The organism is Streptomyces lateritius, from assembly GCF_014649715.1.
Classification (GTDB): domain Bacteria; phylum Actinomycetota; class Actinomycetes; order Streptomycetales; family Streptomycetaceae; genus Streptomyces; species Streptomyces lateritius.
Genome location: NZ_BMTO01000017.1, coordinates 84,829 through 111,592 on the forward strand (window position 1 = coordinate 84,829; position 26,764 = coordinate 111,592).

The 26,764-nt window shown below is 71.8% G+C and carries 19 protein-coding genes; 13 read left to right on the top strand and 6 right to left on the bottom strand.

What is annotated here, in order from left to right; genetic code table 11:
• Positions 1–34 precede the first annotated feature (34 nt).
• Together rnhB and IE136_RS29350 are read left to right on the top strand one after the other, a co-directional pair.
• Positions 35–745 (top strand): ribonuclease HII, encoded by a 711-nt coding sequence (gene rnhB / locus IE136_RS29345; protein ID WP_158991256.1) that lies wholly within the window; start codon positions 35–37, stop codon positions 743–745.
• A 92-nt stretch (positions 746–837) separates the two neighbouring features.
• Complete coding sequence (locus IE136_RS29350; protein WP_189601828.1) at positions 838–1,467, top strand: hypothetical protein; 630 nt, start codon at positions 838–840, stop codon at positions 1,465–1,467.
• 90 nt (positions 1,468–1,557) lie between these two features.
• On the opposite strand, the gene IE136_RS29355 is transcribed toward IE136_RS29350, so the two are convergent.
• Together IE136_RS29355 and IE136_RS29360 are read right to left on the bottom strand one after the other, a co-directional pair.
• Positions 1,558–2,187 (bottom strand): hypothetical protein, encoded by a 630-nt coding sequence (locus IE136_RS29355; protein WP_158991261.1) that lies wholly within the window; start codon positions 2,185–2,187, stop codon positions 1,558–1,560.
• 216 nt (positions 2,188–2,403) lie between these two features.
• Positions 2,404–4,587 (bottom strand): RecQ family ATP-dependent DNA helicase, encoded by a 2,184-nt coding sequence (locus tag IE136_RS29360; RefSeq protein WP_189601829.1) that lies wholly within the window; start codon positions 4,585–4,587, stop codon positions 2,404–2,406.
• A 151-nt stretch (positions 4,588–4,738) separates the two neighbouring features.
• On the opposite strand from IE136_RS29360, the gene IE136_RS29365 reads away from it, so the two are divergent.
• From IE136_RS29365 to IE136_RS29395, 7 genes are all read left to right on the top strand, one after another.
• A complete protein-coding gene (locus tag IE136_RS29365) occupies positions 4,739–6,196 on the top strand; it encodes a DUF4192 domain-containing protein (RefSeq protein WP_189601830.1) in 1,458 nt (485 codons plus the stop codon).
• Positions 6,197–6,311: 115 nt separating this feature from the next.
• Positions 6,312–8,363, top strand: coding sequence for a glycogen debranching N-terminal domain-containing protein (locus IE136_RS29370; RefSeq protein ID WP_189601831.1), 2,052 nt, complete (start codon positions 6,312–6,314; stop codon positions 8,361–8,363).
• A gap of 109 nt (positions 8,364–8,472) precedes the next feature.
• The gene (locus tag IE136_RS29375) at positions 8,473–9,243 is read left to right on the top strand and encodes an NUDIX hydrolase (RefSeq protein ID WP_158991271.1); all 771 of its coding nucleotides are present in this window, start codon (positions 8,473–8,475) and stop codon (positions 9,241–9,243) included.
• Positions 9,244–9,362: 119 nt separating this feature from the next.
• Positions 9,363–11,159 (top strand): ABC transporter ATP-binding protein, encoded by a 1,797-nt coding sequence (locus tag IE136_RS29380; RefSeq protein WP_189601832.1) that lies wholly within the window; start codon positions 9,363–9,365, stop codon positions 11,157–11,159.
• 160 nt (positions 11,160–11,319) lie between these two features.
• On the top strand, positions 11,320–12,207 hold the full coding sequence (locus tag IE136_RS29385) for a FadR/GntR family transcriptional regulator (protein WP_158991276.1): 888 nt from the start codon (positions 11,320–11,322) through the stop codon (positions 12,205–12,207).
• Positions 12,208–12,582: 375 nt separating this feature from the next.
• Complete coding sequence (locus tag IE136_RS29390; protein ID WP_189601859.1) at positions 12,583–14,130, top strand: RNA polymerase sigma factor; 1,548 nt, start codon at positions 12,583–12,585, stop codon at positions 14,128–14,130.
• A gap of 165 nt (positions 14,131–14,295) precedes the next feature.
• On the top strand, positions 14,296–15,153 hold the full coding sequence (locus IE136_RS29395; RefSeq protein WP_189601833.1) for a serine protease: 858 nt from the start codon (positions 14,296–14,298) through the stop codon (positions 15,151–15,153).
• 109 nt (positions 15,154–15,262) lie between these two features.
• On the opposite strand, the gene IE136_RS29400 is transcribed toward IE136_RS29395, so the two are convergent.
• A complete protein-coding gene (locus IE136_RS29400) occupies positions 15,263–15,493 on the bottom strand; it encodes a DUF7455 domain-containing protein (RefSeq protein WP_137992866.1) in 231 nt (76 codons plus the stop codon).
• A gap of 431 nt (positions 15,494–15,924) precedes the next feature.
• Here IE136_RS29400 and IE136_RS29405 point away from each other — a divergent pair, with 431 nt between their 5' ends.
• From IE136_RS29405 to IE136_RS29415, 3 genes are all read left to right on the top strand, one after another.
• Positions 15,925–18,042 carry a DNA gyrase/topoisomerase IV subunit B gene (locus IE136_RS29405; RefSeq protein WP_158991281.1) on the top strand — a complete coding sequence of 706 codons (2,118 nt, stop codon included), beginning with the start codon at positions 15,925–15,927 and terminating at the stop codon, positions 18,040–18,042.
• Positions 18,043–18,228: 186 nt separating this feature from the next.
• Positions 18,229–18,723, top strand: coding sequence for a DUF485 domain-containing protein (locus tag IE136_RS29410; protein ID WP_229819263.1), 495 nt, complete (start codon positions 18,229–18,231; stop codon positions 18,721–18,723).
• Positions 18,720–20,318 (top strand): monocarboxylic acid transporter, encoded by a 1,599-nt coding sequence (locus IE136_RS29415; RefSeq protein ID WP_158991286.1) that lies wholly within the window; start codon positions 18,720–18,722, stop codon positions 20,316–20,318. Before IE136_RS29410 ends, IE136_RS29415 begins: the two co-directional genes overlap by 4 nt.
• Positions 20,319–20,376: 58 nt before the next feature.
• Here the strand turns inward: IE136_RS29415 and IE136_RS29420 are convergent, their stop codons facing one another.
• Together IE136_RS29420 and IE136_RS29425 are read right to left on the bottom strand one after the other, a co-directional pair.
• Positions 20,377–21,066, bottom strand: a complete 690-nt coding sequence (locus IE136_RS29420; protein ID WP_189601834.1) for a DUF7342 family protein — start codon at positions 21,064–21,066, stop codon at positions 20,377–20,379.
• On the bottom strand, positions 21,063–22,760 hold the full coding sequence (locus IE136_RS29425) for a sensor histidine kinase (RefSeq protein ID WP_189601835.1): 1,698 nt from the start codon (positions 22,758–22,760) through the stop codon (positions 21,063–21,065). The genes IE136_RS29420 and IE136_RS29425 overlap by 4 nt, the downstream gene beginning before the upstream one ends.
• A gap of 207 nt (positions 22,761–22,967) precedes the next feature.
• Here IE136_RS29425 and IE136_RS29430 point away from each other — a divergent pair, with 207 nt between their 5' ends.
• The gene (locus IE136_RS29430) at positions 22,968–24,053 is read left to right on the top strand and encodes a CobW family GTP-binding protein (protein ID WP_189601836.1); all 1,086 of its coding nucleotides are present in this window, start codon (positions 22,968–22,970) and stop codon (positions 24,051–24,053) included.
• A gap of 58 nt (positions 24,054–24,111) precedes the next feature.
• Here IE136_RS29430 and IE136_RS29435 read toward each other — a convergent pair whose 3' ends face one another.
• Positions 24,112–26,568, bottom strand: coding sequence for a DNA gyrase/topoisomerase IV subunit A (locus IE136_RS29435; protein ID WP_158991297.1), 2,457 nt, complete (start codon positions 26,566–26,568; stop codon positions 24,112–24,114).
• Positions 26,569–26,764 lie beyond the last annotated feature (196 nt).

Consider the following 26,764-nt stretch of genomic DNA (forward strand, 5'->3'; position numbering starts at 1 on the left):
GGGCGGCGCCGAGCGGCGTAACCTGTCTGGCGCCATGCCGTACGAACCACCCACCCACAGCGTCGAGCGATCGCTCCGAGCCACCACCGGCGCCAAGATCATTGCCGGGGTCGACGAGGTCGGACGCGGAGCGTGGGCCGGTCCCGTCACCGTGTGCGCGGCCGTCACCGGTCTGCGACGGGCCCCCGAGGGACTCACCGACTCCAAACTGATCACCCCCAAGCGCCGCACCGCCCTGGCCGCGGAGCTGGAGAAGTGGGTCACCGCCCACGCACTTGGGCACGCCTCCCCGGAGGAGATCGACGAACTCGGCATGACCGCGGCGCTCAGACTGGCCGCGGTGCGCGCGCTGGACGCCCTGCCGCTGCGTCCCGACGCGGTGATACTCGACGGCAAGCACGACTACCTGGGCGGGCCCTGGCAGGTCCGTACTGTGATCAAGGGCGACCAGTCCTGCATCGCCGTGGCGGCGGCCTCGGTGATCGCCAAGGTCCGGCGCGACGAGATGATGGCGAGGCTGGAGACCGAGGCGGAGGAATGCCTGGCCTACGGCTTCGCGGCCAACGCAGGCTACCCGTCGCCCGTCCACAAGGCCGCCCTCGCGGAGCTGGGCCCCACCGCGTACCACCGGCTCTCCTGGGCCTACCTCGACGCGCTGCCCCGGTGGCGGCACCTCAAGAAGGTCCGCATCTCCGCCGAGGCGGCCGCACTGGAAAGCGGGGGCCAACTCGGCTTCGACTTCTGAACTCCCCGGCAGAGCCTGTCTCAGCAGCCGGGTCGCACGATTGTGCCCACCCGCCGGAGCCCCGCGCACCGGCGTTTGATAGACATCCACCCATGCCTCTCATCCCCGAGGAGCCTCAGATTCACGAGAGTGCCCAGGGTCCCCGCGCCACGGCCGCCGGCCACCCCGCGCCGACCCCTCGTCCCGTCCCCGGTCCGCGTTCCGCGGCGTCGCCGCGTCCAGGGCGTCCCGTCCCCGGACCGGCCAGGCCCGCCCCGCCCGCGCAGCGCCCGCACCCCGGTGCCCGGCAGTCCGCGTCCTCCGGCCCGGAGAATCGTTCCGAGCAGCGATCCGGTCCGCAGCTCCAGCTGATCCCCGCCCCCGCCGACGGCGCGCTCGACGCCGCCGAGGAAGCGGTGGATCTCCTCCTGGAGACCGGGCGCGCCCCCGGTGACATCCTCGTTCTCACCACCGGCGAACAGCATCCGTGGGCGACGCACGAGCTGTCCTTCGGAGACGCCGCCTACTGGGCGCAGCAGGACGCCCGCGACGACGTTTTCTTCGCGGACGCGGCCGCCGTGGAGCGCGCCGCCGCGCGTCCGGTCGTGGTCGTGGCGGTCAACGGCGGAGCCGATGACGCCACTGCCCGGTCCCTTCCCCTGGCGAGGGCGCGTGCGACCGCGCTGCTCATCGTCTGTGGCGACCCCCAGCGCGTCAACGCCGTGCTCAGCGCGGGCGTCTGACGCCGCAGCACATGTCGCGGCCCAGACCCGGCCGCCCCATGTGGGCGGCCGGGTCTGGGCGCATCCGGTTCCGCGGTTGCCCAGGAGCCCTCAGCGGGCCGCCGTCCGGCGCAGTGGCTCGGCGGCCCCGGACGCCGTACGGGGAGTGAGGGCGCCGAGCTCGGAGCCGACGTCTCCCAGAGCCGTCGGACGCGAGTCCGAGCTGGGCTGCCGGCCGCCACGACCCTCGCCCAGCACCTGCCATCCGCCACGCGTCAGGGTGATGTACGCCCCGCAGCGCAGTCCGTGGAGCGTGCATGCGTCTCGCAGCCCCCACATCCAGGCGCCGTCCTCCTCCGTCCACCGCTCGTCGCCTTCACGGCAGTAGAGGAGCACCGCCGTCCGCACCGGGGCGCGGCGCCGCAGATCGTGCGGGAGGACGCGGCGCAGATGCGCGAGGAGCGCGTTGCGGAACTCCCAGCCGTCCGCGGGGACGGAGCGGCGGACGAACGACGCGCTGGCGGCGAGTCGTTCCTCATGGTCGAGAACGGCGACGACCGCGGTCGCGGGCGTCGGCCGATGACGGCTGTGCAGACCGCTGACGACCTCGCGAGGGTTGCGCAGCAGCGGGATCCCGGCTGCCGCCCACTCGGACGGTTCGAGCATCCGAGCGAGGCGACTGGCGGACCCGGACGACGAGCTGATCGAGGTGGCTGCGGACGGAGCGAATCCGAAGGTCACGGTCCTCCCTTCGGATACGCGCCCGCTGGGCGGGCAGGGTCGAGTGAGGGCGCGCCACGGCACAGTCCTTCAGGACCGCATACGGGCCGTGCGGGGCGGATTCCCAATTCTTCCTGGCCCGTGCGCGGGCGGCAACGAGCAATTGAGGCCGCTGACTGGAATGAGCCGGTATGACACTCATATCCTTGCCCAGCCACCCCTTGTTCACTCCCCGTTTCACCCCTGGACAGCGAGCACCAGCGGGAACACTCCGTCCGCTCCCGCCCGGCGCAGCAGTCGCGACGCCACGGCGAGCGTCCAGCCGCTGTCCGACAGGTCGTCAACAAGCAGAACGGGCCCGCCCGCCGAGGCCAGCCGCTCGGCCAGCGCCGGCGGGACCGTGAGCGCCTGATGGAGCCCGATCACCCGCTGAGCGCTGTTCGTTCGTGAAATCCGCACGTCCTCCGACTCCGGGGTGTACTCCACGGCGCCCAGCAGCGGCATCCGCCCGATCTCGGCGATCCGCTGCCCGAGCGAGCCCACGAGCTGCGGCCTGCCGCGCGAGGCGACGGTGACCACACCGGCCGGACGCGCGGGAGCCTCCGGCGCACCGGAGGCCCAACCCCCCGGTCCCTTGGCCCAGTCGGCGAGCACGCGGACCACCGCCTGCACGACATCGTCGGGGACCGGGCCGTCCGGAGCACGCTCCGAGAGCATCGGACGCAACCGGTTGCCCCAGCCGATGTCCGAGAGACGGCCCAGCGCCCGCCCGCCGAACGACTGCTCCGTGGCAGGGATCCGGCCCTTCAGATCGACGCCGACCGCCGTGAGCCCGGTCGGCCACATCTTGCGCGGCTCCACGTCCACACCCGGTCGTCCCAACTCCCCCTTCGCGGCGTCGAGGGCGGCACCGGTCACCTTCGGGTCGAACCGGGACCCCGAGCAGTTGTCGCAGCGCCCGCACGGAGCGGCCTCCTCATCGTCCAGCTGGCGCCGCAGGAACTCCATCCGGCAGCCCGTCCCCGAGGCGTAGTCGCGCATCGCCTGCTGCTCGGCCGCCCGCTGCCGCGCCACCCACGCGTACCGCTCGGAGTCGTACGTCCAGGGCCTGCCCGTGCTGGTCCAGCCGCCCTTCACCCGGTGCACCGCGCCGTCGACGTCCAGCACCTTCAGCATCGTCTCCAACCTGGTCCGCCGCAGCTCGACCAGCGGCTCGAGGGCCGGCAGCGACAAGGGGCGGTCGGCACTCGCCAGGACGTCCAGCGTGCGGCGCACCTGCTCCTCCGGAGGGAAGGCGACCGACGCGAAGTACTGCCAGATCGCCTCGTCCTCCTTGCCCGGCAGCAGGAGGACCTCCGCGTGGTCCACCCCACGTCCGGCACGGCCCACCTGCTGGTAGTACGCGATGGGGGAGGAGGGCGAGCCCAGGTGCACGACGAAGCCGAGGTCGGGCTTGTCGAACCCCATGCCCAGTGCCGACGTCGCGACCAGCGCCTTGACGCGGTTGGCCAGCAGGTCCTCCTCCGCCTGCTGGCGGTCGGCGTTCTCCGTGCGGCCCGTGTACGAGGACACCGTGTGCCCGCACTGGCGCAGGTAGGCGGTCACCTCCTCCGCGGCCGCCACCGTGAGCGTGTAGATGATGCCGGAGCCGGGGAGTTCGTGGAGATGATCGGCCAGCCAGGCCAGCCGGTGCGCCGCGTCGGGGAGTCGGACCACACCGAGGCTCAGACTCTCCCGGTCCAGGGGACCGCGCAGCACCAGGGCGTCCGTCCCGGCACCCGTCCCGAGCTGCTCCGCCACGTCCGCCGTCACCCGGGCGTTGGCCGTCGCCGTGGTGGCGAGCACCGGGACGCCGGCCGGAAGATCGGCCAGCATCGTGCGCAGACGCCGGTAGTCCGGCCGGAAGTCGTGGCCCCAGTCGGAGATGCAGTGTGCCTCGTCCACCACGAGCAGACCTGTGGCTGCCGCGAGCCGCGGCAGAACCTGGTCGCGGAAGTCGGGGTTGTTGAGCCGCTCCGGGCTGACCAGCAGCACGTCGACCGCGCCGTCCGCCACCTCCTGCTGGACGGTCTCCCATTCCTCCGTGTTCGACGAGTTGATCGTGCGGGCGGTGATACCGGCCCGGGCCGCCGCCTCCACCTGGTTGCGCATCAGAGCGAGCAGCGGGGAGACGATCACGGTGGGGCCGCTGCCGAGCTCACGCAGCAGCGAGGTCGCCACGAAATACACGGCTGACTTGCCCCACCCGGTCCGCTGCACGACCAGCGCGCGCCGCTTGTCCGCGACGAGTGCCTCGATGGCTCGCCACTGATCCTCACGGAGTCTCGCCGTGCCGGTGGTGTCGCCGACGAGGCGGGCGAGTACGGCATCGGCGTCGGCTCTGAGGGCCACGCGGTCTTCGAGGCGGTCTGCGTTGGTCATGCCCCCATGCAACCCGATGGCTCGGACAAAGCGCGAACGAGCCGAGCATCCTGTGGACAACCGTGGGGCGGGCGAACCTCGATCCGGGTGGTCCGCGAGAGTTATCCACAGGGGTTTCGCGGCCGGTGCCGATCGCGAGACCGTCGTGACCATGAACACGAACCCCCACGAATCACGTGGACCGTCCGAAACGCAGCACATCACCCTGCGCGGCCCCGCCGAGCTGGCCGACGCCCTTCCGTTCATGCTGGGCTTCCACCCCAACGACTCGGTCGTCCTCGTCGCGCTCCACGGCGAGCACGGACGGTTCGGCGGCCGGGTCAGGCTCGGCATCCCGCGCTCGCCCCAGGAATGGCCTTCGACGGCGGAGCACCTCGCGGAGTGCCTCGTCGACGGCTGCGCCCGGCGCGGCACCCGCCCGGACGGCATCGTCGTCTTCCTCTGCCAGGACCCGGAGCCCGGCGAGACCGGCCGGCGGACGATGGAACGCCTGCGCCCCTTCGCCCAGCGGCTGCGCACCGCCTGTGGCGAGCTCGACATCCCGGTGTACGAAGTCCTCTGCATCTCCGACGGTCTCTACTTCTCCTACTGCTGTCCCGACACCCGCTGCTGCCCGCCGGACGGCACACCTCTCGCCCTGACCGGGACGTCCGTCATGGCGGCGTCGGCGGCCTACGCCGGAATCCAGGTGAGGGGATCCCTGCGGGAGATGCAGGCGAGGCTCAAGCCGCGCGAGACGCCGGGTGACGACCGGCAGCGGACCGCGCTGAACGCGGCCGCCGCCGTCATCGTCCCCAAGATCCTCGACGGCCCGCCGGGGCAGGGCCGGGAGGAGATCCGGGAGACGACGCTGAAACTCGCCCGCGAGATGCTCCGGCGGTTCGGACGGCCGTCCGCGGAGGGCGAGGGCCTCGAAAGGACACCTGTGGCCGGTCTGCCGCGCCGCACGGGGACGGCGGAGAGCGACGCGGCCGACGACGCGCTCATCACGCCCGACGAGGCCGCCGCTCTGATTCTCGGACTCCAGGACCGTGAAACCCGGGACCGGGCGGCCGAATGGATGGAGGGCCGGGACGCCAGGGCCGCCCTGCGGTTGTGGGGCGCGCTGGCCCGGCGCTGCGTCGCTCCCTACGGAGAGCACGCCGCGGCGCCGCTCACCCTCGCGGGCTGGGTGGCCTGGTCCACCGGGGACGAGCCGGCCGCCCGCGTCGCCCTGGGCCTCGCCCTGGAGGCAGACCCCCAGTACGTCTTCGCCCGTCTGCTGCATCAGGCCTGCAACGAGGGGCTCGACCCCGAATCACTGCGCAGCTGCCTGCGAGCGGAACGCGAGGGCCGGGAGGCCGCGGCCGCGGAAGCACGCCGCGGAGCGCGGCGGGTGCGTCCCGGCGCTCGTGCACGGGCACCGCAGCCCCTGAAGAGGAGCGCGCCCACCGGGAAGAGGAGCGCGCCCACCGGGAAGAGGAGCGGGCCGGCGGGGAGAAAGAGCGGTCAGGCTGAGAACGGGATCGGAGCGGCCGACAGCGCCCGGCCCGGCGGGGCGTCGTCCCGGGTGCTTCGAGACGCCGGCGCCCGGCGCAGCGGGCAGCGCGGGACGAGGAGCGGGCGATGACGCCCGTGACCAGGCCCCCCGAAGCGGCGTTCAGCTCTGTGGCGGAAACCGACGACCCGTGCCGCCGACATCCGACCGGCTGTCCGGACCGCACAGAGAGCACAGCACACCACCCATGGCCTCCAGTCCCGCCCCGGCCTCCGGACTCCCGGCCGGACACACGCCCTCCGCCGGCCACGCACCCCTCGGTACCCCGCGGCCGGGTGCGCTTCCGTCGGTCCACACCGCCCTCATCTCCGTCGCCCTGCCCGCCCTGGCCGTCAGCGCCGAGCACGGACAGCTCACCGGGCACGGCCTCGAAGGCGTCTACCTGGCCGGACGGCGGCTCCTCTCCCGCTGCGTGCTGCGGGTGGCCGGCCGTGAGCCGCTCGCCGTCCAGGGCAGATCGGCCGGAGCCGACCGCGCCGTCTTCCTCGGCGTCCTGCGGACCGCCGGAGACACCGGCCCGGACCCAGGACTCGTCGTCGAGCGGTCGCGCGGCGCCGACGGGACCGAGCGGATCACCCTGCGCAGCGCCGCCGGCAGACCGATCCGGCTCCCGGTCGAGATCGCTCTGGGGACGGATCTCGCCTATCTGGGCGCGGTGGCGGCCGGGCGGGCCGGGCCCGAGCTCTCCGCCAGCGTCCACGGCACGGGCTTGCGGTGGACCGCTGACGACGGGCGGCACGTGGCCGTCGCCGCCGACCCGCCGCCGACGGACGCCATGGCCGCGGCCGGACTCCTGCGCTGGGAGATCGAGTTGGAGCCCGGAGCGGCCCGTACCATCGAACTCAGGGTGCGCGGGGACCGCACACCCCGTCCCGCCGGACCCCAGGGGTCCGGCAGCGGGCGACCCGGTGGCCAGGTCCTCGCCGAAGCCCGCGCCGAGGGGGACGATCCGCGCGTGGAAGAGTTCCTGCGCACGTCTGTCGACGACCTGCGAGCGCTGCTCCAGCGCGACCCCTCGCATCCCGCCGACATCCATCTCGCGGCCGGAGTGCCCTGGCGCTGCGGACCAGCCACCGCCGAGGCGCTCTGGGCCGCGCGCATGGTCCTGCCGCTCGGCACCCGGCTCGCCGTCACGACCCTCCGTGCGCTGGCCCGCGTCCAGCTCGGAGGGCAGGGCCCCGAATCGGGCCGCATCCCCGGTCCGCTCAGGGATGCCGGACCGTACCTCCCGCCCCGGTGCACCGGAATCGAGGCCACCCTCGCGTTCCCGGTCGTCCTGGCCGAGGCCAGACGCTGGGGGCTGCCCGAGCGCGACCTCGCCGAGCTGCTTCCCGCGGCGGAGCGGTGCCTCGGGTGGCTGCGCGCGGCCACCGGCACGAACGGGTTCGTGCCGGACCCGGGGCCCGCCGGCCCCTGGCGGGCGGAGACGCAGGCCCACGCCCATCGCGCGGCCGTTCTCGGAGCCGACCTGCTCGACGCGTGCGGTCGGCCCGGTGGAGACGCCTGGAGGGAGTGGGCGGGGGTTCTGCGCGAGCGGTTCCGAGCGGAGTTCTGGCTCGAGGACCGGTCCGGTGGCAGGCCGGCGGCGGCCCGCGTGCGGGGCGGGCGGCCGTGGACACAGCTGGGTGGCTGGGCGGCCCACCTCCTGGACACCGGCCTGTCAGGCGGCGGCCGGCACGCACCCGGGCTGCTGGACAAGGCGGGCACCGAACAGCTCGCCAGGCTGCTCGGCACCCCGGTGCTGGACTCCGGCTGGGGGCTGCGCAGCCTCGCGACCAAGGAACCCGGGCACAACCCCTTCGGCCATCGGGCCGGCGCGGTGCGGGTGCACGAGACCGCGGTGGCCGTCGGCGGTCTCGCCGCGGCGGGATACGAGCGAGAGGCGGCGTCCTTGCTGCGCGGCGTCCTCGACGCGGCCGAGGCGTTCGGACACCGACTGCCCGAGATGTACGCCGGGGAGCAGCGCACCGCCGGATCTCTCCCGGTTCCGCACCCCGCCGCCTGTCGCCCCGCCGCCGTGGCCGCGGCCGCCGGTGTCCATCTGCTGACCGCGCTCGCCGGGATCCGCCCGGACGCGCCTGACCGGACCGTCGCCCTCCACCCCGTCCGGTCCGCCCCGCTCGGGGCGGTACGGCTCTCGGGGCTCCGGGTGGCGGAGGAGCCCTTCGCGGTCCGCGTCAGCAGACTCGGCCTCGGCATGGTCGAGGAAGCCGCCGACGGCCTCCAGCTGGGGGGCTGAACCGATGCCGACGCACGGCGCGGCGGAAGCTTCGCGAAGGGGAGAACAAGTCGTCGCCGATGCACCGGAGGGGCGTGTTTATCGTCAGGAAGACGACTATGATCGCGGCATGTCTCCCTACGACCCGTCGGCCTTCCCGCCCTTCGCCGTCACCGTCGATCTGGTCGTGCTCACCGTCCGGCGCGATGCCCTGTGCGCCTTGGTCGTACGGCGGGGAGAACCTCCGTTCCAGGGCCGGTGGGCGCTGCCCGGCGGCTTCGTCCGGGGAGACGAGGATCTCGGTGCGGCCGCGGCGCGTGAACTGGTCGAGGAGACCGGGCTCTGCGTCCACGACCCCGCCGCCCCGCCGCCGGCCCTCGGCAACGGCGCCCACCTGGAACAGCTGGCGACCTATGGAGACCCGGACCGCGACCCTCGGATGCGAGTGGTCAGCGTCGCGCATCTGGCCCTGGCGCCGGATCTTCCGGCGCCACGGGCCGGCGGCGACGCGAACAGCGCCCGGTGGGCACCGGTCGAGGACCTGCTCGGCCAGGACGGTGGTGCGGAGGGCGAGGGCGACCAGTCCGGGCCGCTCGCCTTCGATCACGCCCGGATCCTCGCCGACGGAGTGGAGCGGGCGCGCTCGAAGATCGAGTACTCCTCGCTCGCCACGGCCTTCTGCCCGCCGGAGTTCACGGTCGGTGAGCTCAGGAGGGTGTACGAGGCGGTGTGGGGAGTGGCGCTCGACCCGCGCAACTTCCACCGGAAGGTGACGGGTACGCCCGGCTTCCTGGTCCCGGCGGGCGGGACGACCACACGTCAGGGCGGCCGTCCCGCGCAGTTGTTCAGGGCGGGCGGGGCGACCCTGCTCAACCCGCCGATGCTGCGACCCGAGATCTGACTAGGGGTTTCCGGGGCGACCCGAGACCCCGACCCTGCGCCAAAAGTCCGAAATATAGCGTTATCTTGCTTTGGTGGCCGCCCTGCCGCGGAGCGGTCTCACCTACCGCGAGAGAAGCGATGCTCCAGGCCATCGGACTCACCAGCAGCCCCCGGCGCGACCTCCCGCCCGCCGTGGAAGATCTCACCTTCGAGGCCCGGCCGGGTCAGGTCACGGCCCTTCTGGGCCCTGCCGGTTCCGGCAAGACCACCACCCTTCGGCTGATGCTCGAACTCGAGCCGGGCCGCGGCGTCACCTACTTCCGCGGTCGCCCCCTCCGCCGCGTCGCGCACCCCGCCGCGGAGGTCGGCGTCCTGCTCGGGGATGTACCGGGACACCCCTCGCGGACTCTGCGCAGCCAGTTGCGGATGCTGAGTGCCGCCGCCGGGGTTCCCGCGTCGAGGGCCGACGAGATGCTCAGGGCGGTGGGGCTCACCGGTCTCCACGACCAGCGCATCGGCACCCTGTCTCGGGGGATGGACCGCCGACTCGGCCTGGCGTCGGCACTGTTGGGTGAACCGCACACGCTGCTGCTCGATGAGCCGGGGGCCGGTCTGTCCGCCCGGGAGAACGCCTGGCTGCAAGAACTCCTGCGTGCCCACGCCACCGACGGCGGCACCGTCCTCTACACGACCAAGGACCCCAAGGACGCGGCTCGCCACGCGGACCGGGTGATCACGCTCCACGAGGGCCGGCTCGCCGGCGACCAGGACGTCGCCGACTTCGCCCGCACCCGGCTGCGGCCGCGAGTGGTCGTCCGCACGCCGCATGCCGCGCGGCTCGCCGCCGCCGTCACGCAAGCGGCGCGCGCCGCGCGCCGCCCCGTCGAGGTCGTCGCCGAGAACGGCAACCGCCTGTCCGTCTACGGAAGCGACTGCGCCGCGATCGGTGAGACGGCCTTCCGGCACGGGGTGCTGATCCACCAACTCGCCGACGAGGTGGGTGACGCGCGCTCCCAGACCCCCTCGAAGGCCACCCGGGCCCACCCTGAGACCGCCGCCGGCACCCGGAACGCCGGCGCCACCGCGAGCCCCGCCGGCGCCACCACCGGCCCCGCCCGCGCGGGCCGCGACCAGGTGACGCCGCCGGGACGACGACGGCCCTCGCGGTCGCCTCTGCGTCCGCTCCGGTACGAGATCCACCGGCTCCTCGGAGTCCCGGCAACCCCGCTGGTCGTCGCCTCGGTCGTGGTCGCCTCCGTCCTGAGCGCCCTGCTGCTCGCGGGCGGCGGCCGGACGCCCCTTCCCGCCGTCCTCGCCGGCTGGCCAGCTCTCTCCCCGCTGCCGCCCGCCGCGCTCGGGGCGGGGCTGCTCGGCGCCTTCTCCTTCGGGGACGAGTACCGCTACCCGGCGCTCACCACCGGCCGCGGAGCCGTCCCGCGCCGTCTGGGTCTGCTGCTCGCCAAGCTCGCGGTCGCGGCGGCGGTCGGCCTGTTCCTCGCCGTGCTCGTCGTGGTGGCCGACCTGGAGGCCGTCCGGCTGGTCTACGGCGGCGACTTGATCCCCGCAACGGAAAACTGGCCGACCCTCTGCGCGAGTTGGCTCGGACTGGTCATCGGCTGCGCCTGGGCCGGCGTACTCGGCGCGGGGGTCTTCCGGGCCGCCGCGGCTGGGGTGGCCGCGGTGCTCTCGGTACCGGTGCTCCTCGTTCCGGTCCTGAGGAACGTCCCCTCCGGCCCCTCGGGCCGCACGATCGCCGGACTCCCCGCCCGGCTGCGGGAACTCGTCAACATGCGGTGGCCGTCCGCCGTCGACCAGTGGCTGACGGGCGCCGTGCGCGTGGTCGCCCAGCCTGTGGGGGTGGCGCTCGCACTGGCGTTGACCGCTCTGCTCTGCGCCTATCTGTTCACCGGCCTTCGCCGTGAAGCGCGTTGGTGATCGCTTCTGGCTCGAAATCTTCCGTTCGGCAGGCAACTCGCTTGAAATTGGCCCTATATGTCCGACTAATCGTCAATTGTGTAGCGGGTGCTGATCACCCTTTCGTGTGCTTTTCACCAAAGACCTCAAGGGTCGCGGAAGCAACGCCGACAAAGGATGCGTGAGTACCCTTGCGCACACCATGATGACCGCCGCCCGCCCCGTCGACTCCGGCCTCGGCGCCCCGGGCGATCTCGATCGATACCCGTACGCGGAGGCGCCCGTCGCCGACCGCGTGGGCCCGCCCTCCTGGGAAGGAGTGGAGACGGACCTCGGCCGGGTCGGTCGCCGCAGCACCGGCAACCGCGGTCGCGGACTGCACGGCCAGCTCGTCCAGCAGCTGGGTCAGATGATCGTCTCCGGCGACCTCGGCGCAGACCGCCCGCTGGTCCCGGAAGAGATCGGTCAGCGCTTCGAGGTCTCCCGCACCGTCGTGCGCGAGTCGCTGCGCGTCCTGGAGGCCAAGGGGCTTGTCAGCGCCCGGCCCAACGTCGGCACCCGGGTCCGGCCCGTCAGCGACTGGAATCTGCTGGACCCCGACATCATCGAGTGGCGGGCGTTCGGCCCGCAGCGTGACGACCAGCGCCGGGAGCTGAACGAGCTCCGCTGGATGATCGAGCCGCTGGCCGCCCGGCTCGCCGCCGGCCACGGCCGTGAGGATGTCCAGCAGCGCCTCGCCGACATGGTCGAGATCATGGGGCACGCCTACGCCCAGGGTGACGGCATCACGTTCTCCCGCGCCGACACCGAGTTCCACTCCCTGCTCATCCAGCTCGCCGGTAACCGCATGCTGGAACACCTCTCCGGAATCGTCTCCGCCGCGCTCCAGGTCTCCGGCGGCCCGGTCACCGGCTGCGACCGCCCGGGCGAGTCCTGCCTGGCGCACCACGCGCGCATCGCCGACTGCCTCGCCGCGGGAGACGCCAACGGCGCCGAGACGGCCATGCGGCAGCTGCTCACCGTCCACCCGGAGGTGGAGCGGGTCGTACCGGCTCCCCGTGAGCACTGACCCACGAGCCATGGCCAGGAGCGCGGAGTCGTACGCATCGCGTGTCGCCGGACCCGCGCGGAACCCGGGGATCATGACGCATCCCCGGGGGCCGCGCGGGTTCCGGCGGCTCTGATGTACGTAAAACTCCCGTTCTGGCCGTTTCGTCGCAAATGAGGTGTGACTCGGGCCACGCGGATTGGGCGTAACACTCCTCGAAGCCGTGCGATGACCTAAGAGGTGACAGCCGAGGAGGGAATACAGCAGCCGCGTGAGGCGCTGTGCACTTCCCCGGTCCAGCCCGCGCCGTCGGCACATTCCCCGTCGACGGTCGTCGGCTCCGGCCCGATCATGGGCGGGGCCGGAAGCCGTTTCCATCGTTCCGAGAGGTTGTTCGTGTCGGCCAGCACATCCCGTACGCTCCCGCCGGAGATCGCCGAGTCCGAGTCTGTGATGGCGCTCATCGAGCGGGGAAAGGCTGATGGGCAGATCGCCGGCGATGACGTGCGTCGGGCCTTCGAGGCTGACCAGATTCCGCCAACCCAGTGGAAGAATGTTCTGCGCAGCCTCAACCAGATCCTCGAGGAAGAGGGTGTGACGCTGATGGTCAGTGCAGCGGAGTCGCCGAAGCGCGCCCGCAAGAGCGTCGCTGCGAAGAGCCCGGCCAAGCGCACCGCCACCAAGACCGTCACCGCCAAGACGACCGTGACGAAGACCGTCTCGGCCGCCACGGCGGCCCCGGCGGCAGAGAGCGCGGACCCCGCCGACGAGGCCGGAGCACCGGCCAAGAAGGCGGCCGCGAAGAAGGTCGCGGCCAAGAAGACGGTGGCGAAGAAGGCCGCCGCCAAGAAGACGACGGCCAAGAAGACCGCCTCCAAGAAGGACGCCGACGAGGTCCTCGAGGGCGAGGAGCTCCTCGATGACGTCGCGCCCGGCAAGGGCGAGGACGAAGAGGCCGAGGGCGAGAACAAGGGCTTCGTCCTGTCCGACGAGGACGAGGACGACGCTCCGGCGCAGCAGGTCGCCGTCGCCGGTGCCACCGCCGACCCGGTGAAGGACTACCTGAAGCAGATCGGCAAGGTCCCGCTGCTCAACGCCGAGCAGGAGGTCGAGCTCGCCAAGCGCATCGAGGCCGGTCTGTTCGCCGAGGACAAGCTGGCCAACTCCGACAAGCTGGCGCCCAAGCTCAAGCGCGAGCTGGAGATCATCGCCGAGGACGGCCGCCGCGCCAAGAACCACCTCCTGGAGGCCAACCTCCGACTGGTCGTTTCGCTGGCCAAGCGCTACACCGGCCGCGGCATGCTCTTCCTGGACCTGATCCAGGAGGGCAACCTCGGTCTGATCCGCGCCGTCGAGAAGTTCGACTACACCAAGGGCTACAAGTTCTCCACGTACGCCACCTGGTGGATCCGTCAGGCGATCACCCGCGCCATGGCCGACCAGGCCCGCACCATCCGTATCCCGGTGCACATGGTCGAGGTCATCAACAAGCTCGCGCGCGTCCAGCGTCAGATGCTCCAGGACCTGGGCCGCGAGCCCACGCCGGAGGAGCTGGCCAAGGAACTCGACATGACCCCGGAGAAGGTCATCGAGGTCCAGAAGTACGGGCGTGAGCCGATCTCCCTCCACACCCCGCTGGGTGAGGACGGCGACAGCGAGTTCGGCGACCTGATCGAGGACTCCGAGGCGGTCGTCCCGGCCGACGCGGTCAGCTTCACGCTCCTCCAGGAGCAGCTGCACTCCGTCCTCGACACGCTCTCCGAGCGTGAGGCCGGCGTGGTCTCGATGCGCTTCGGCCTCACCGACGGTCAGCCGAAGACGCTCGACGAGATCGGCAAGGTCTACGGCGTGACCCGTGAGCGGATCCGTCAGATCGAGTCCAAGACGATGTCGAAGCTGCGTCACCCGTCCCGTTCGCAGGTGCTGCGGGACTACCTCGACTGATTCTCCGCGCAGGCGGTCACCGGCGACTCGCCGACGACTCACCGGCATCCGAAGGGCCCGGTCCCCCGAAAGGGGAGCCGGGCCCTTCGGCCGTGCGAGGGTGCGCGAAAGCGGCGCGTGGACGACGCTGGGTGAACGGACGTCACCGGAGAGTCAGGAGGCTCCATGCGTCACCCCATCGCCCGAGCGGTGACCACTGCCCTGGGCCTGTTCGCGGCGGCGGCCGGGCCGCTCGCCACCGCCGCGCCCGCAGCCGCCGACAGCGTCGTGGTCGGCGGGCAGCCCGCCAGGATCGCCGGCGCGCCGTGGGTCGTGGCGCTCTCCAGCCGTGACCGATTCGGGGGTACGCGCGGGGGCCAGTTCTGCGGTGGTGTCGTCGTGGCTCCCACCCGGGTGGTCACCGCCGCCCACTGCCTCGGTCGGGAGATCCTCGGCGGCGAGCCCTGGGAGGTCCCCGACTTCAAGGTCATCGCGGGCCGGAGCGCCTTGCGCGGTGAAGGCGGAAAGGAGATCCGGGTCGCCGGCACCTGGGTCAACCCGTCCTACGACGCGACGACCAACGACGGCGATCTCGCCGTACTCACGCTGGCGAGCGCGCTCCCGCACTCCTACGTGATCGCGACCGCCGCCACCGGCGACGACGCCGAGACCCCGGGAACGCCCGCGACGGTGTACGGGTGGGGCGACACGACCGGCAACGGCACCTATGCCTCGTCCCTGCGGTCGGCCCCCGTCCAGGTGCTGTCCGACGCCGCGTGCGAGCGGGCCTACCCGGGCGTCTTCGGGACGGCGTATCGCGCCGGGACGATGCTGTGTGCCGGAGACCCGCAGGGCGGCAAGGACGCGTGTCAGGGGGACAGTGGAGGGCCGCTGGTGGCCGGTGGGCGCCTCATCGGGCTCGTGTCCTGGGGCAGCGGCTGCGGACAGGCCGAGAATCCGGGTGTGTACACACGGGTGTCGGCGCTCCTGCCGTCGACACTCCGACCCGTGACGCCGGTGAGCCCGAGCCCCCGGGGCTCGTGAGGACCCGGGTCCGGGTACGAGAACGGGCGGCCGCCCCCCTGTGACTGCGGGGATGGCCGCCCGTCGTCCGGTCGGCGACCGGCCCTGGGCTCGTCGTTGATGCGAGGTGTCAGCGGTCCTCGTCTACTGCCTTGGCCGGCACGTCGGTGAGCCGGTCCGTCTCATCCTGTATTTCCGCGGCGATCTTCTTGAGTTCCGGCTCGAACTTGCGCCCGTGGTGGGCGCAGAAGAGCAAGTCACCACCGCTGGTCAGGACGACGCGCAGGTACGCCTGGGCGCCACAGCGGTCGCAGCGGTCAGCGGCCGTCAGGGGGCTCGCGGGGGTCAGAACAGTAGTCACGTCGCCTCTTCTCTAGCTCGACGAGCTGTCGTACCAGGGTCAACATCCAACCAGGCCGAAAACGTTCCCGCTCGTGGCTTTTCCTCGAAACTTCTTCCAGGTGGCTGTCTGCTGCCGGTTGGCGGCGAATGAGCCGTATTGCGTCGCACTACGGATTTCGCATTGCTTGTCTCGGTCCGTCCTCCCGGCTGGGTTGCCGGTTGTTCATGAGGACGTGCCCGGAGCCTAAATGGTTCATGCCAGGAAGGGAACGTGATGTTCACGTCACCCCATCGAGGGATCGAACACCTATGCGACTCTGTACTAGCATGAGAAATCAGGGAGGGTGGCGTGACAACGGCTCTACCAGGCATCGGTACCCTCTGACCGGTGACCGACGCCGGGCTTTACCCCATCGAGCCAGTTTTCAAATTCAGCGAGGAGCGAACCGCGTGACCGCCGATACGTCCGTGCCGTCCAGTGCGCTGCTGACCGCAGACCGTGACGGTTCCAACTACACCGCGCGGCACCTGCTCGTACTCGAAGGGCTCGAAGCGGTCCGCAAGCGCCCTGGCATGTACATCGGGTCCACCGACAGCCGCGGCCTCATGCACTGCCTCTGGGAGATCATCGACAACTCCGTCGACGAAGCCCTCGGTGGCTACTGCGACCACATCGACGTGATCCTCCACGAGGACGGCTCCGTCGAGGTGTGCGACAACGGCCGGGGCATCCCGGTCGACGTCGAGCCCAAGACCGGGCTCTCGGGTGTCGAGGTCGTCATGACCAAGCTTCACGCCGGCGGCAAGTTCGGCGGAGGCTCGTACGCGGCCTCCGGCGGTCTGCACGGCGTGGGCGCCTCCGTGGTGAACGCGCTGTCGGCCCGGCTCGACGTCGAGGTCGACCGGAACAGTTCCACGCACGCGATCAGCTTCCGCCGCGGAGTCCCCGGCATCTTCACCGAGCAGGGCCCCGACAGCCCCTTCGACCCCGGCAACGGCCTGCGCAAGATCAAGCGCGTGCCCAAGACCCGCACCGGCACCCGGGTGCGGTACTGGGCCGACCGGCAGATCTTCCTCAAGGACGCCAAGCTCTCGCTCGAGCACCTGCACCAGCGCGCCCGCCAGACAGCCTTCCTGGTGCCCGGCCTGACCATCGTCGTCCGCGACGAGCGTGATCTGGACGGTGTGGGCAAGAGCGAGGAGACCTTCCGCTTCGACGGCGGCATCAGCGAGTTCTGCGAGTTCCTCGCCCAGGACAAGGCCGTCTGCGACGTGCTGCGGCTGACCGGCCAGGGCACCTTCAAGGAGACCGTCCCGGTGCTCGACGACCGCGGGCACATGACGCCCACCGAGGTCACCCGTGAGCTGGGCGTCGACGTCGCACTGCGCTGGGGCACCGGCTACGACACCACGGTCAAGTCCTTCGTCAACATCATCGCCACCCCCAAGGGCGGCACCCACGTCTCCGGCTTCGAGCAGGCCATCGCCAAGACGGTGAACGAGGTGCTGCGCTCCGCCAAGATGCTGCGCGTCGCCGAGGACGACATCGTCAAGGACGACGCCCTCGAAGGGCTCACGGCGGTGGTGACCGTCCGTCTCGCGGAGCCGCAGTTCGAGGGCCAGACCAAAGAGGTGCTCGGCACCTCGGCGGCCCGCAGGATCGTCGCCAACGTGGTCGCCAAGGAACTGAAGGCCTTCCTGACCTCGACGAAGCGGGACGCCAAGGCGCAGGCCAGGGCCGTCCTGGAGAAGGCCGTGGCGGCTGCCAGAACGCGCATCGCGGCCCGTCAGCACAAGGAGGCGCAGCGCAGGAAGACCGCGCTCGAGACCTCCTCGCTGCCGGCCAAGCTCGCCGACTGCCGCAGCGACGACGTGGAGCGCAGCGAGCTCTTCATCGTCGAGGGCGACTCCGCGCTCGGCACCGCCAAGCTCGCCCGCAACAGCGAGTTCCAGGCGCTGCTGCCGATCCGGGGCAAGATCCTCAACGTCCAGAAGTCCTCCGTCTCGGACATGCTCAAGAACGCCGAGTGCGGAGCGATCATCCAGGTCATAGGGGCGGGCTCCGGCCGCACCTTCGACATCGACGCGGCCCGCTACGGCAAGATCGTGCTTCTCGTCGACGCCGACGTCGACGGCGCGCACATCCGCTGCCTCCTGCTGACCCTCTTCCAGCGCTACATGCGCCCCATGGTCGAGGCCGGCCGGGTCTTCGCCGCCGTGCCGCCCCTGCACCGGATCGAACTCGTCCAGCCCAAGAAGGGCCAGGACAAGTACGTCTACACGTACTCGGACAACGAGCTGCGCCAGACCCTGCTCGAGTACCAGCGCAAGGGCATCCGCTACAAGGACGCCATCCAGCGCTACAAGGGCCTCGGCGAGATGGACGCCGACCAGCTGGCGGAGACCACGATGGACCCGCGCCACCGCACCCTGCGCCGGATCAACATTGGCGACCTGGACTCCGCCGAGCAGATCTTCGACCTGCTCATGGGTAACGACGTCGCGCCCCGCAAGGAGTTCATCACCAGCTCGGCGGCGACCCTCGACCGCTCGCGGATCGACGCCTGAGCCACCTCTCCCACCCAGGGGTGGAGCCGCCGGCTCCACCCCTGCGGCGATCACGTTTGTCACATCGCGAGGGGAATCCGTCACCTGATGGGGTGAAGTGAGAGGGGAGAAGAGTCCGGGATCTTCCCGCTCTGTCCATCCTTGGGCACGCGGCCGAAACGGTTCGCTGACAAGGAGGGTTCACCGGTGGAGAAGCACGAAGGGCCGGGCGCCCCCGCGGTGTGGATCGACGACCCCTGGTCCGACGCCCTGGCCGCCGGCTGGGGCGAGTCCGCCGACGCCGAGGCACCCGGCGGCGCCGGAGCGCACGCCACGGCGACACCCGGCGCCGTGCCGCGGCAGCAGGGTGGCCGCAGCGCGTCCGACATCTACCTGGAAGTCCAGCGCAGCCCCGCGTTCCAGGAAGTACGCAGCCGCTACCGGCGGTTCGTGATCCCCGCGGCGATCGCCTTCCTGCTCTGGTATCTCGCCTACGTCGTGGCGGCGACGGCGGCACCCGGGCTGATGGCCCGGCCGGTCAGTGGCGCGATCAACGTGGCCATGCTCGCCGGACTGGGCCAGTTCCTCTCCACCTTCCTCCTGACCTGGGCCTACGCCCGTCACGCCCGCCTGCGACGGGACCGGGCGGCGCTGGAACTGCGCTGGGACACCCAGGAGATGACGCGCGGGATGCAGCGGTGACCGGCGACCACCAGACTCTGGCGCTGCTGCTGTTCAGCGCGTTCATCGCGGTCACGCTGGGGATCACCACCTGGGTGAGCCGCAACCGGCACGGTTCGGCGGAGGAGTTCTACGCCGGCGGCCGACTGTTCTCGCCCATGGAGAACGGTTTCGCCATCGCGGGCGACTACATGTCCGCCGCCTCCTTCCTCGGCATCTCCGGACTGATCGCGCTCTTCGGCTACGACGGCATGCTGTACTCCGTCGGCTTCCTGGTCGCCTGGCTGGTCGTCCTGCTCCTGGTCGCCGAGCTGGTGCGCAACTGCGGCCGGTTCACCCTGGCCGACGTCGTCGCCGCCCGGATGGCCGAGCGGCCGGTCAGGATCGCCGCCGGGACCTCCTCCGTCACCGTCTCCGTGCTCTACCTGGTGGCTCAGATGGTCGGCGCCGGCAGCCTGGTCGCCCTGCTCCTCGGTGGCACCAGCGAGGCCGCCCGCTCCTGGACCGTGATCGGCGTCGGCGCGCTGATGGTGATCTACGTGTCGCTGGGCGGGATGCGGGCCACCACGTGGATCCAGATCGTCAAGGCCGTACTCCTCATGGCCGGCACGATCGCGCTGACCGTGCTCGTCCTGGTCCGCTTCCACGGCGACTTCGACCAGTTGCTCGCCACCGCCGCCGAACGCAGCGGACACGGCAGGGACTTCCTCGCGCCGGGGCTGCGCTACGGGGGCGACTGGACCGCGCGGCTCGACTTCATCAGCCTCGGGATCGCGCTCGTCCTGGGCACCGCGGGACTGCCCCACATCCTGTCCCGCTTCTACACCGTGCCGACGGCCCGGGCCGCCCGCCGTTCGGTCGTCTGGTCCATCGGCCTGATCGGCAGCTTCTACCTGATGACGATCGTCCTCGGCTTCGGCGCGGCCGCGATCATCGGCCCCGACGCCGTCCGCGCCTCCAACGCCGCGGGCAACACCGCCGTACCGCTCCTCGCCCTCGACCTCGGCGGGGGCGCGGGCTCGACCGGCGGCACCGTGCTCTTCGCGATCGTCGCCGCCGTCGCCTTCGCGACCATCCTGGCCGTGGTCGCCGGCATCACCCTCGCCTCCTCGGCCTCCGTCGCCCACGATCTCTACGCCTCGCTGCGCCGCCGCGACGCCCACGCCAAGCAGTACAGCGAGGTGACCGTGGCGCGGCTCGCCGCCGCGGGCATCGGAGCGGCCGCGATCGGCCTCGGTCTGCTCGCACGCGACCTCAACGTGGCGTTCCTCGTCGGACTCGCCTTCGCGGTGGCAGCCTCCGCCAACCTTCCGGTGCTGCTCTATTCGCTGTTCTGGCGGAACTTCACCACCAGGGGCGCCGTGTGGTCGGTGTACGGAGGGCTCGTCCCGGCCGTCCTTCTGGTCGTTCTCTCGCCGGTCGTGTCCGGCGGCCCCGACGCGCTCTTCCCGGGCGTCGACTTCCATGTCTTCCCGCTCCAGAACCCCGGGGTGGTCTCGATCCCGCTGGGCTTCCTGGCCGGCTGGGTCGGAACGGTCACCTCCGCCGAGCCGCCGGACGCGGCCAAGCACGCGGAGACGGAGGTCCGGGCTCTCACGGGAGCGGGCGCCGTCTGACCGCCGTACGAGCGGGACCGGCAGCCCCGGACGCCGTCCGACCGCCGTAGGCGCCAGGTCAGCCGGCGGCGGTCGACGTGGCCCAGACGTACCGGTGCTCGGGCCGGCCCGTCTCGCCGTACTTCAGCGACAGGCGGACCCGCCCGGTGCGTTCGAGCAGCTTGAGGTAGCGCTGGGCGGTCTGCCGGCTCACTCCCGCCCGCTCGGCGATCTCCTGGGTCGACAGCGGCCCGTCGGCGGTGAGCAGGACCTGTCGTACCAGCTCCGCCATGGTGGGGGAGTGGCCCTTGGGCAGGTCGTGTTCCGCCCCGCCCGCGGAGAGGGCGCCGAAGATCCGGTCCACCTCGGCCTGTTCCGCCTCGCCGCCGCCGTCGAGGGTGTGGCGCAGCGCCGCGTACGCCTCCAGCTTGGTGCGCAGCCCGGCGAACGTGAACGGCTTGACCAGGTACTGCAGCGCACCGTGCCGCATCGCCGCCTGGACGGTCGCCACGTCCCGTGCGGCCGTCACCATGATCACGTCGGTCTGGTGACCGAGCCGGCGGAGTTCCCGTACGACGGCGAGCCCGTTCTCGTCCGGCAGGTAGTGATCGAGGAGGATCAGGTCGACCGGGACCTCGGCGAGACGAGCGAGCGCTCCGCCGGTCGAATGGGCGGTGGCGACGACACGGAAGCCGGGCACCTTGGCGACGTAGGCCGCGTTGATCCGCGCGACCCGTACGTCGTCGTCCACGACCAGCACGTCGATCATCGCGCCTCCCCGACCGACTCGCGGGCGGGACCCGTGAGTGTCCGCGTGACCGGTTCCGCGGTGGGCTCCGGTTCGGTCAGCGCCTCGGGGAGGACGACGGTGAACTCGGCGCCTCCGTCCACGCCCTCGCCGACCCGGGCGCTGCCGCCCCGCCGTTCGGCGAGCCGGCGCACCAGGGCGAGACCGAGGCCGCGCTTGCCGTGGGAGGGCAGCACCTTGGTGGTCCAGCCCTCGGTGAAGATGAGTTCACGCCGGTCCTCGGGGACGCCCGGGCCGCTGTCGCAGACCCGCAGGACGGCTGTACGGCCCTCGGCCCGCAGGGCGATCTCCACACGCGGTTCGGCGGTTCCGGCGGCGGCGTCCAAGGCGTTGTCGACCAGGTTGCCGACGACGGTGACCAGCTCGCGCGGATCCACCAGACGATCCGGAAGCAGCGAGTCGGGCGCGATCCGCAGCGAGACGCCGCGCTCGGCGGCGACCGTCGCCTTGCCGACGAGCAGCGCGGCGACGAGGGGATCGTGGACCCTCTCGGTGACCTGCTCGGCGGTGGCGCGGTGCACACCCACGACCTCGGTCACGAACTCGACCGCCTCGTCGTGCATCTCCAGCTCCAGAAGGCCGAGGAGGGTGTGAAGACGGTTGGCGTGCTCATGGTCCTGGGCCCGCAGGGCGTCGATCAGGCCGCGGGTGGAGTCCAGCTCGCGCCCGAGCCGCTCCAGCTCGGTGCGGTCTCGGAGGGTGGCGACGGCGCCTCCGTCGTCGGTCGGCATGCGGTTGGCGATGAGCACCCGGTGGCCGCGCACGGTCACCAGATCCTCGCCCGTGACCCGGCCGGCCAGCACGTCGGCCGTACGACCCGGGCCGAGCGCCCCCTCCAGGGGCTGTCCGACGGCCTCGGGGCCGATCCCGAGGAGACGCTGCGCCTCGTCGTTCAACAGCCGTACGCGACCGGTCCGGTCGAGGGCGACGACGCCCTCGCGGATGCCGTGGAGCATGGCCTCGCGCTCGGCGAGCAGCGCGGAGATGTCCGAGAAGGCGAGGTCGTGGGTCTGCCGCTGGAGCCGGCGGGAGATCAGATAGGCGGCCAGCGCGCCTGCGGCCAGGGCGCCGCCCGCGTAGGCGAGGAGCCCCGGGATCGCTCCCAGCAGACGGTCCTGGACGCTGTCGTACTCGATCCCGACCGACACCGCGCCGACGATGGCTCCGTCCGCGCCCCGCAGCGGCGTCTTGCCGCGCGCTGAGCGGCCGAGCGTGCCGCTGTCGATCTCCATGACCTCCTGACCCGCGAGAGCCGCGCTGGGGTCCGTGGAGACGACCTTGCCGATCTGCGTGGGGTCGGTGTGCGACCAGCGCACGCCGCGGGTGTCCATGACGACGACGTACTCGGCACCGGTGGTGCGCCGGATCCGCTCGGCCTCCGCCTGCACGGCGCCGCGCGGGGAAGGGGAGGAACCGCGCAGGGCGGCGGCGACCTGGGGGGATGCGGCGGTGTCGGCGATCGCGAGGGCGCGCCGCATGGCCTGGTCGTCGAGCTGGGCGCTGAGCGGTGCGAGGAAGAGGCCGGTGGCCAGCACGGTGACGCCGGTGGCGACGGCCAGCTGCATGAGGAGGACCTGGGAGAACACCCGCCGCGGCCAGCCGAACCGCCGGCGGCGCGACGCCGGCCGCGCGGGGGTGGTCGGTGCGGGGCTCATGGCAGGAACGGTACGGGGCGGGGGAGACCGACCGGAAATCTCCGGGACGGCCGGCGGCGGACGCGACGCCGCACGACACGGTGTGTGCCGGTCCGGGGGCGGAGCGTGCCGGACCCCGTGCCTATTCTGGGAGCTTCGGCCGACGCCAGGACGGCCGGACACGGGCGGTCGGAGACAGGCGGCCGGAGACATCGGAAAGGGTTTTCCTTGAGCACGCAGCAGGCGCAGCAGATCCCCGTCGTCGTCCTCTCCGGGTTTCTGGGGTCGGGCAAGACGACGCTGCTCAACCATCTGCTCCGCAGCGCCCGGGGCACCCGGATCGGGGTCATGGTCAACGACTTCGGGGACATCGGGATCGACGCCATGACCGTCGCGGGACAGGTCGGGTCGACCGTCTCGCTCGGCAACGGATGTCTGTGCTGCGCCGTCGACGCGAGTGAGCTGGACGAGTATCTGGAGGTGCTCACCCGGCCCTCCGCCCGTCTCGACGTGATCGTCATCGAGGCGAGCGGACTCGCGGAGCCCGAGGAGCTGGTGCGGATGGTGCTCGCCAGCGAGAACGAGCGGATCGTGTACGGCGGGCTCGTGCAGGTCGTCGACGCCGCGGAGTTCCCCGCCACGCGGGAGCGGCACCCCGAGACCGACCGGCATCTCGCCCTCGCCGACCTCGTCGTCGTCAACAAGGCGGACCGGGTGGGTGAGCGGGAGCTGGACGCCGTCCACGGGGCGGTCGCGGCGGTCGCCGGGCGCGCCGCCGTGATCCGTGCCGCGCACGGACGGATCGACCCCGAGGTCCTCTTCGACAGGGTCGTGCCCGAGGGCGAGATCGACGGGCAGATGTCGATCGAGGACCTGCTGTACGGGGACCCCGAGGACGACGGCGCGGACGGCGCGGGGGGCCATCCGCACGCGCAGTACGAGACGCTCTCGGTCGCGACCCGGACCGCCCTGCACCCCCGGCGTCTGATGGAGTTCCTCGACTCCCGGCCACAGGGCCTCTACCGCATCAAGGGCTTCGTCGACTTCGGCGACGCCGACCCCGTCAACCGGTACGCGGTCCACGCCGTCGGCCGGTTCCTGCGCTTCTACCCCGAGCCATGGCCGGCCGGCGAGGAGCGACAGACCCAGCTCGTCCTGATCGGCGCGGGCATCGACGCCGACTCCCTCCGCAAGGAGCTCGCCGGATGCGAGCTCGGCGGCCCTCAGGACGCCCCCGACGAGCACGCGATGTGGGGCGTCCTGCGGTACGTACGGCAACCGGACGAGGAGTCGGCGGAACCTTCCGAGGCCTAGATACCGGGCGGCCCGGCCCGGCCCTGGTCCGGCCGGGCCCTGGTTCGCCGGCCCGCGCCTAGCTCGGGGGGCCTGCCAAGACCCCGACCGGCTTGGCGAGGGGCGTGCCCGAGCCGTCGCGGCGCGGGTCGATCTCCGGAAGCTCCACCGGGGTGCCGTTCTTCTGCGCCGCCCGTGCCGGCGTCGCGCCCGCCCAGGCCAGCACCAGCACGTCCTCGCCCTTGAGGAACCGCTGGCAGCGCACTCCGCCGGTCGCACGCCCCTTGCGGGGGTACTGGTCGAACGGCGTCAGCTTGGCCGACGTACCGACTCCGTCGTCCAGCGTGCCCGTGGAGCCCGCGACGGTGAACACCACCGCGTCCGCCGCCGGGTCCACGGCCGTGAACGAGAGCACCTCGGCACCGGCGGTCAGCTTGACGCCGGCCATGCCGCCCGCCGGACGTCCCTGGGGCCGTACCTGCGCGGCCTGGAAGCGCAGCAGCTGGGCGTCGGAGGTGATGAAGACCAGGTCCTCCTCGCCCGTCCGCAGCTCGGTCCCGCCGACGATCCGGTCACCCTCCTTGAGGGTGATGACCTCCAGCTCCTCCTTGTTCGCCGGATAGTCCGGCACCACACGCTTCACCACGCCCTGCAGCGTGCCGAGAGCCAGGCCCGGCGAGGACTCGTCGAGGGTGGTCAGGCAGACCACCCGCTCGCCCTCCGCCAGGGTGAGGAACTCCGCCAGCGGCGCCCCGCCCGCCAGGTTCGGCGCGGCGGCGGTGTCCGGCAGCTGGGGCAGGTCGATCACGGCGAGCCGCAACAGACGGCCGGACGAGGTCACCACGCCGACGTCCCCGCGCTGGGTCGCCGGGACCGCCGAGACGATCACGTCGTGCTTGGTGCGCCTGCCGTCCTCGGCGGACGGGAGCTCCGCCGTCGCCGTACGGGCCAGCAGACCGGTCGAGGAGAGCAGCACCCGGCACGGGTCGTCCGCGACCTCCAGGGACGTGGCGGTGATCGGCGCGCCGGCCGACTCCAGCAGGACCGTACGACGGTCGGTGCCGAACTTCTTGGCCACCGCCGCCAGTTCCGAGGAGACCAGCTTGCGCAGCTCGGAGTCGGACTCCAGGATCCCGGTCAGCTCGTCGATCTCGCCGTTGAGCCGGTCGCGCTCGCTCTCCAGCTCGATCCGGTCGAACTTCGTGAGCCGGCGCAGCGGCGTGTCCAGGATGTACTGCGTCTGGACCTCGCTCAGCGAGAAGTGCTCGATCAGGCGCTCCTTGGCCTGCGCCGAGTTCTCGCTGGAGCGGATGAGACGGATGACCTCGTCGATGTCGAGCAGGGCGACGAGCAGACCCTCGACCAGGTGCAGCCGGTCCCGCTTCTTGCTCCGGCGGAACTCCGAACGGCGGCGCACCACGGTGAAGCGGTGGTCGAGATAGACCTCCAGGAGCTCCTTGAGGCCCAGCGTGAGCGGCTGGCCGTCGACCAGCGCCACGTTGTTGATGCCGAAGGACTCCTCCATCGGCGTCAGCTTGTAGAGCTGCTCCAGGACCGCCTCGGGCACGAAGCCGTTCTTGACCTCGATCACCAGGCGCAGGCCGTGGTTGCGGTCGGTGAGGTCCTTGACGTCCGCGATGCCCTGGAGCTTCTTGGAGCCGACCAGATCCTTGATCTTGGAGATGACCTTCTCCGGGCCGACCGAGAAGGGCAGTTCGGTGACGACGATGCCCTTGCGGCGCGCCGTCACGTTCTCCACCGTCGCGGTGGCGCGGATCTTGAACGTGCCGCGGCCCGATTCGTACGCGTCCTTGATCCCGGACAGGCCGACGATCCGGCCGCCGGTCGGCAGGTCGGGGCCGGGCACGAAGCGCATCAGCGCGTCGAGGTCCGCGTTCGGGTGCCGGATCAGGTGCCGGGCCGCCGCGATGACCTCGCCCAGGTTGTGCGGCGGCATGTTGGTCGCCATGCCGACCGCGATCCCGGACGCTCCGTTGACGAGCAGGTTCGGGTACGCGGCGGGCAGCGCCACCGGCTCCCGCTCCTGGCCGTCGTAGTTGGGCGAGAAGTCGACGGTGTCCTCGTCGATCGACTCCGTCATCATCAGCGCCGCGGCGGCCATCCGGGACTCGGTGTACCGCATCGCGGCCGGCGGGTCGTCATTGCCCAGCGAACCGAAGTTGCCGTGGCCGTCGACGAGGGGCAGCCGCATGGAGAAGGGCTGCGCCATGCGCACCATCGCGTCGTAGATCGACGCGTCGCCGTGCGGGTGCAGCTTTCCCATGACCTCGCCGACGACGCGGGCGCACTTCACGTAGCCGCGGTCGGGCCGAAGGCCCATTTCGTTCATCTGGTAGACGATGCGGCGCTGCACCGGCTTCATGCCGTCGCGGGCGTCCGGCAGCGCGCGGGAGTAGATCACCGAGTACGCGTACTCGAGGAAGGAGCCCTGCATCTCGTCGACGACGTCGATGTCGAGGATTCGCTCCTCGAACGCGTCGTCCGGCGGCGGTGTCTTCGTGCTGCGGCGGGCCATCGCGGCTGCGGCTCCTTCACCAACATGGTTGATCTGACGCGGACCATTGTGGACCGTCCCACCGACAACGCCGACCGCGACCCGGGAATGGCCCCGCCGCGGGGCCGTCGTCGGCCGTCCGCGACACCGCGCGACCCGGAAGAGGGACCCTGCGAACCTGCGGGAACTTCGCGAGGTGTCGGTGCGCTTGCATACA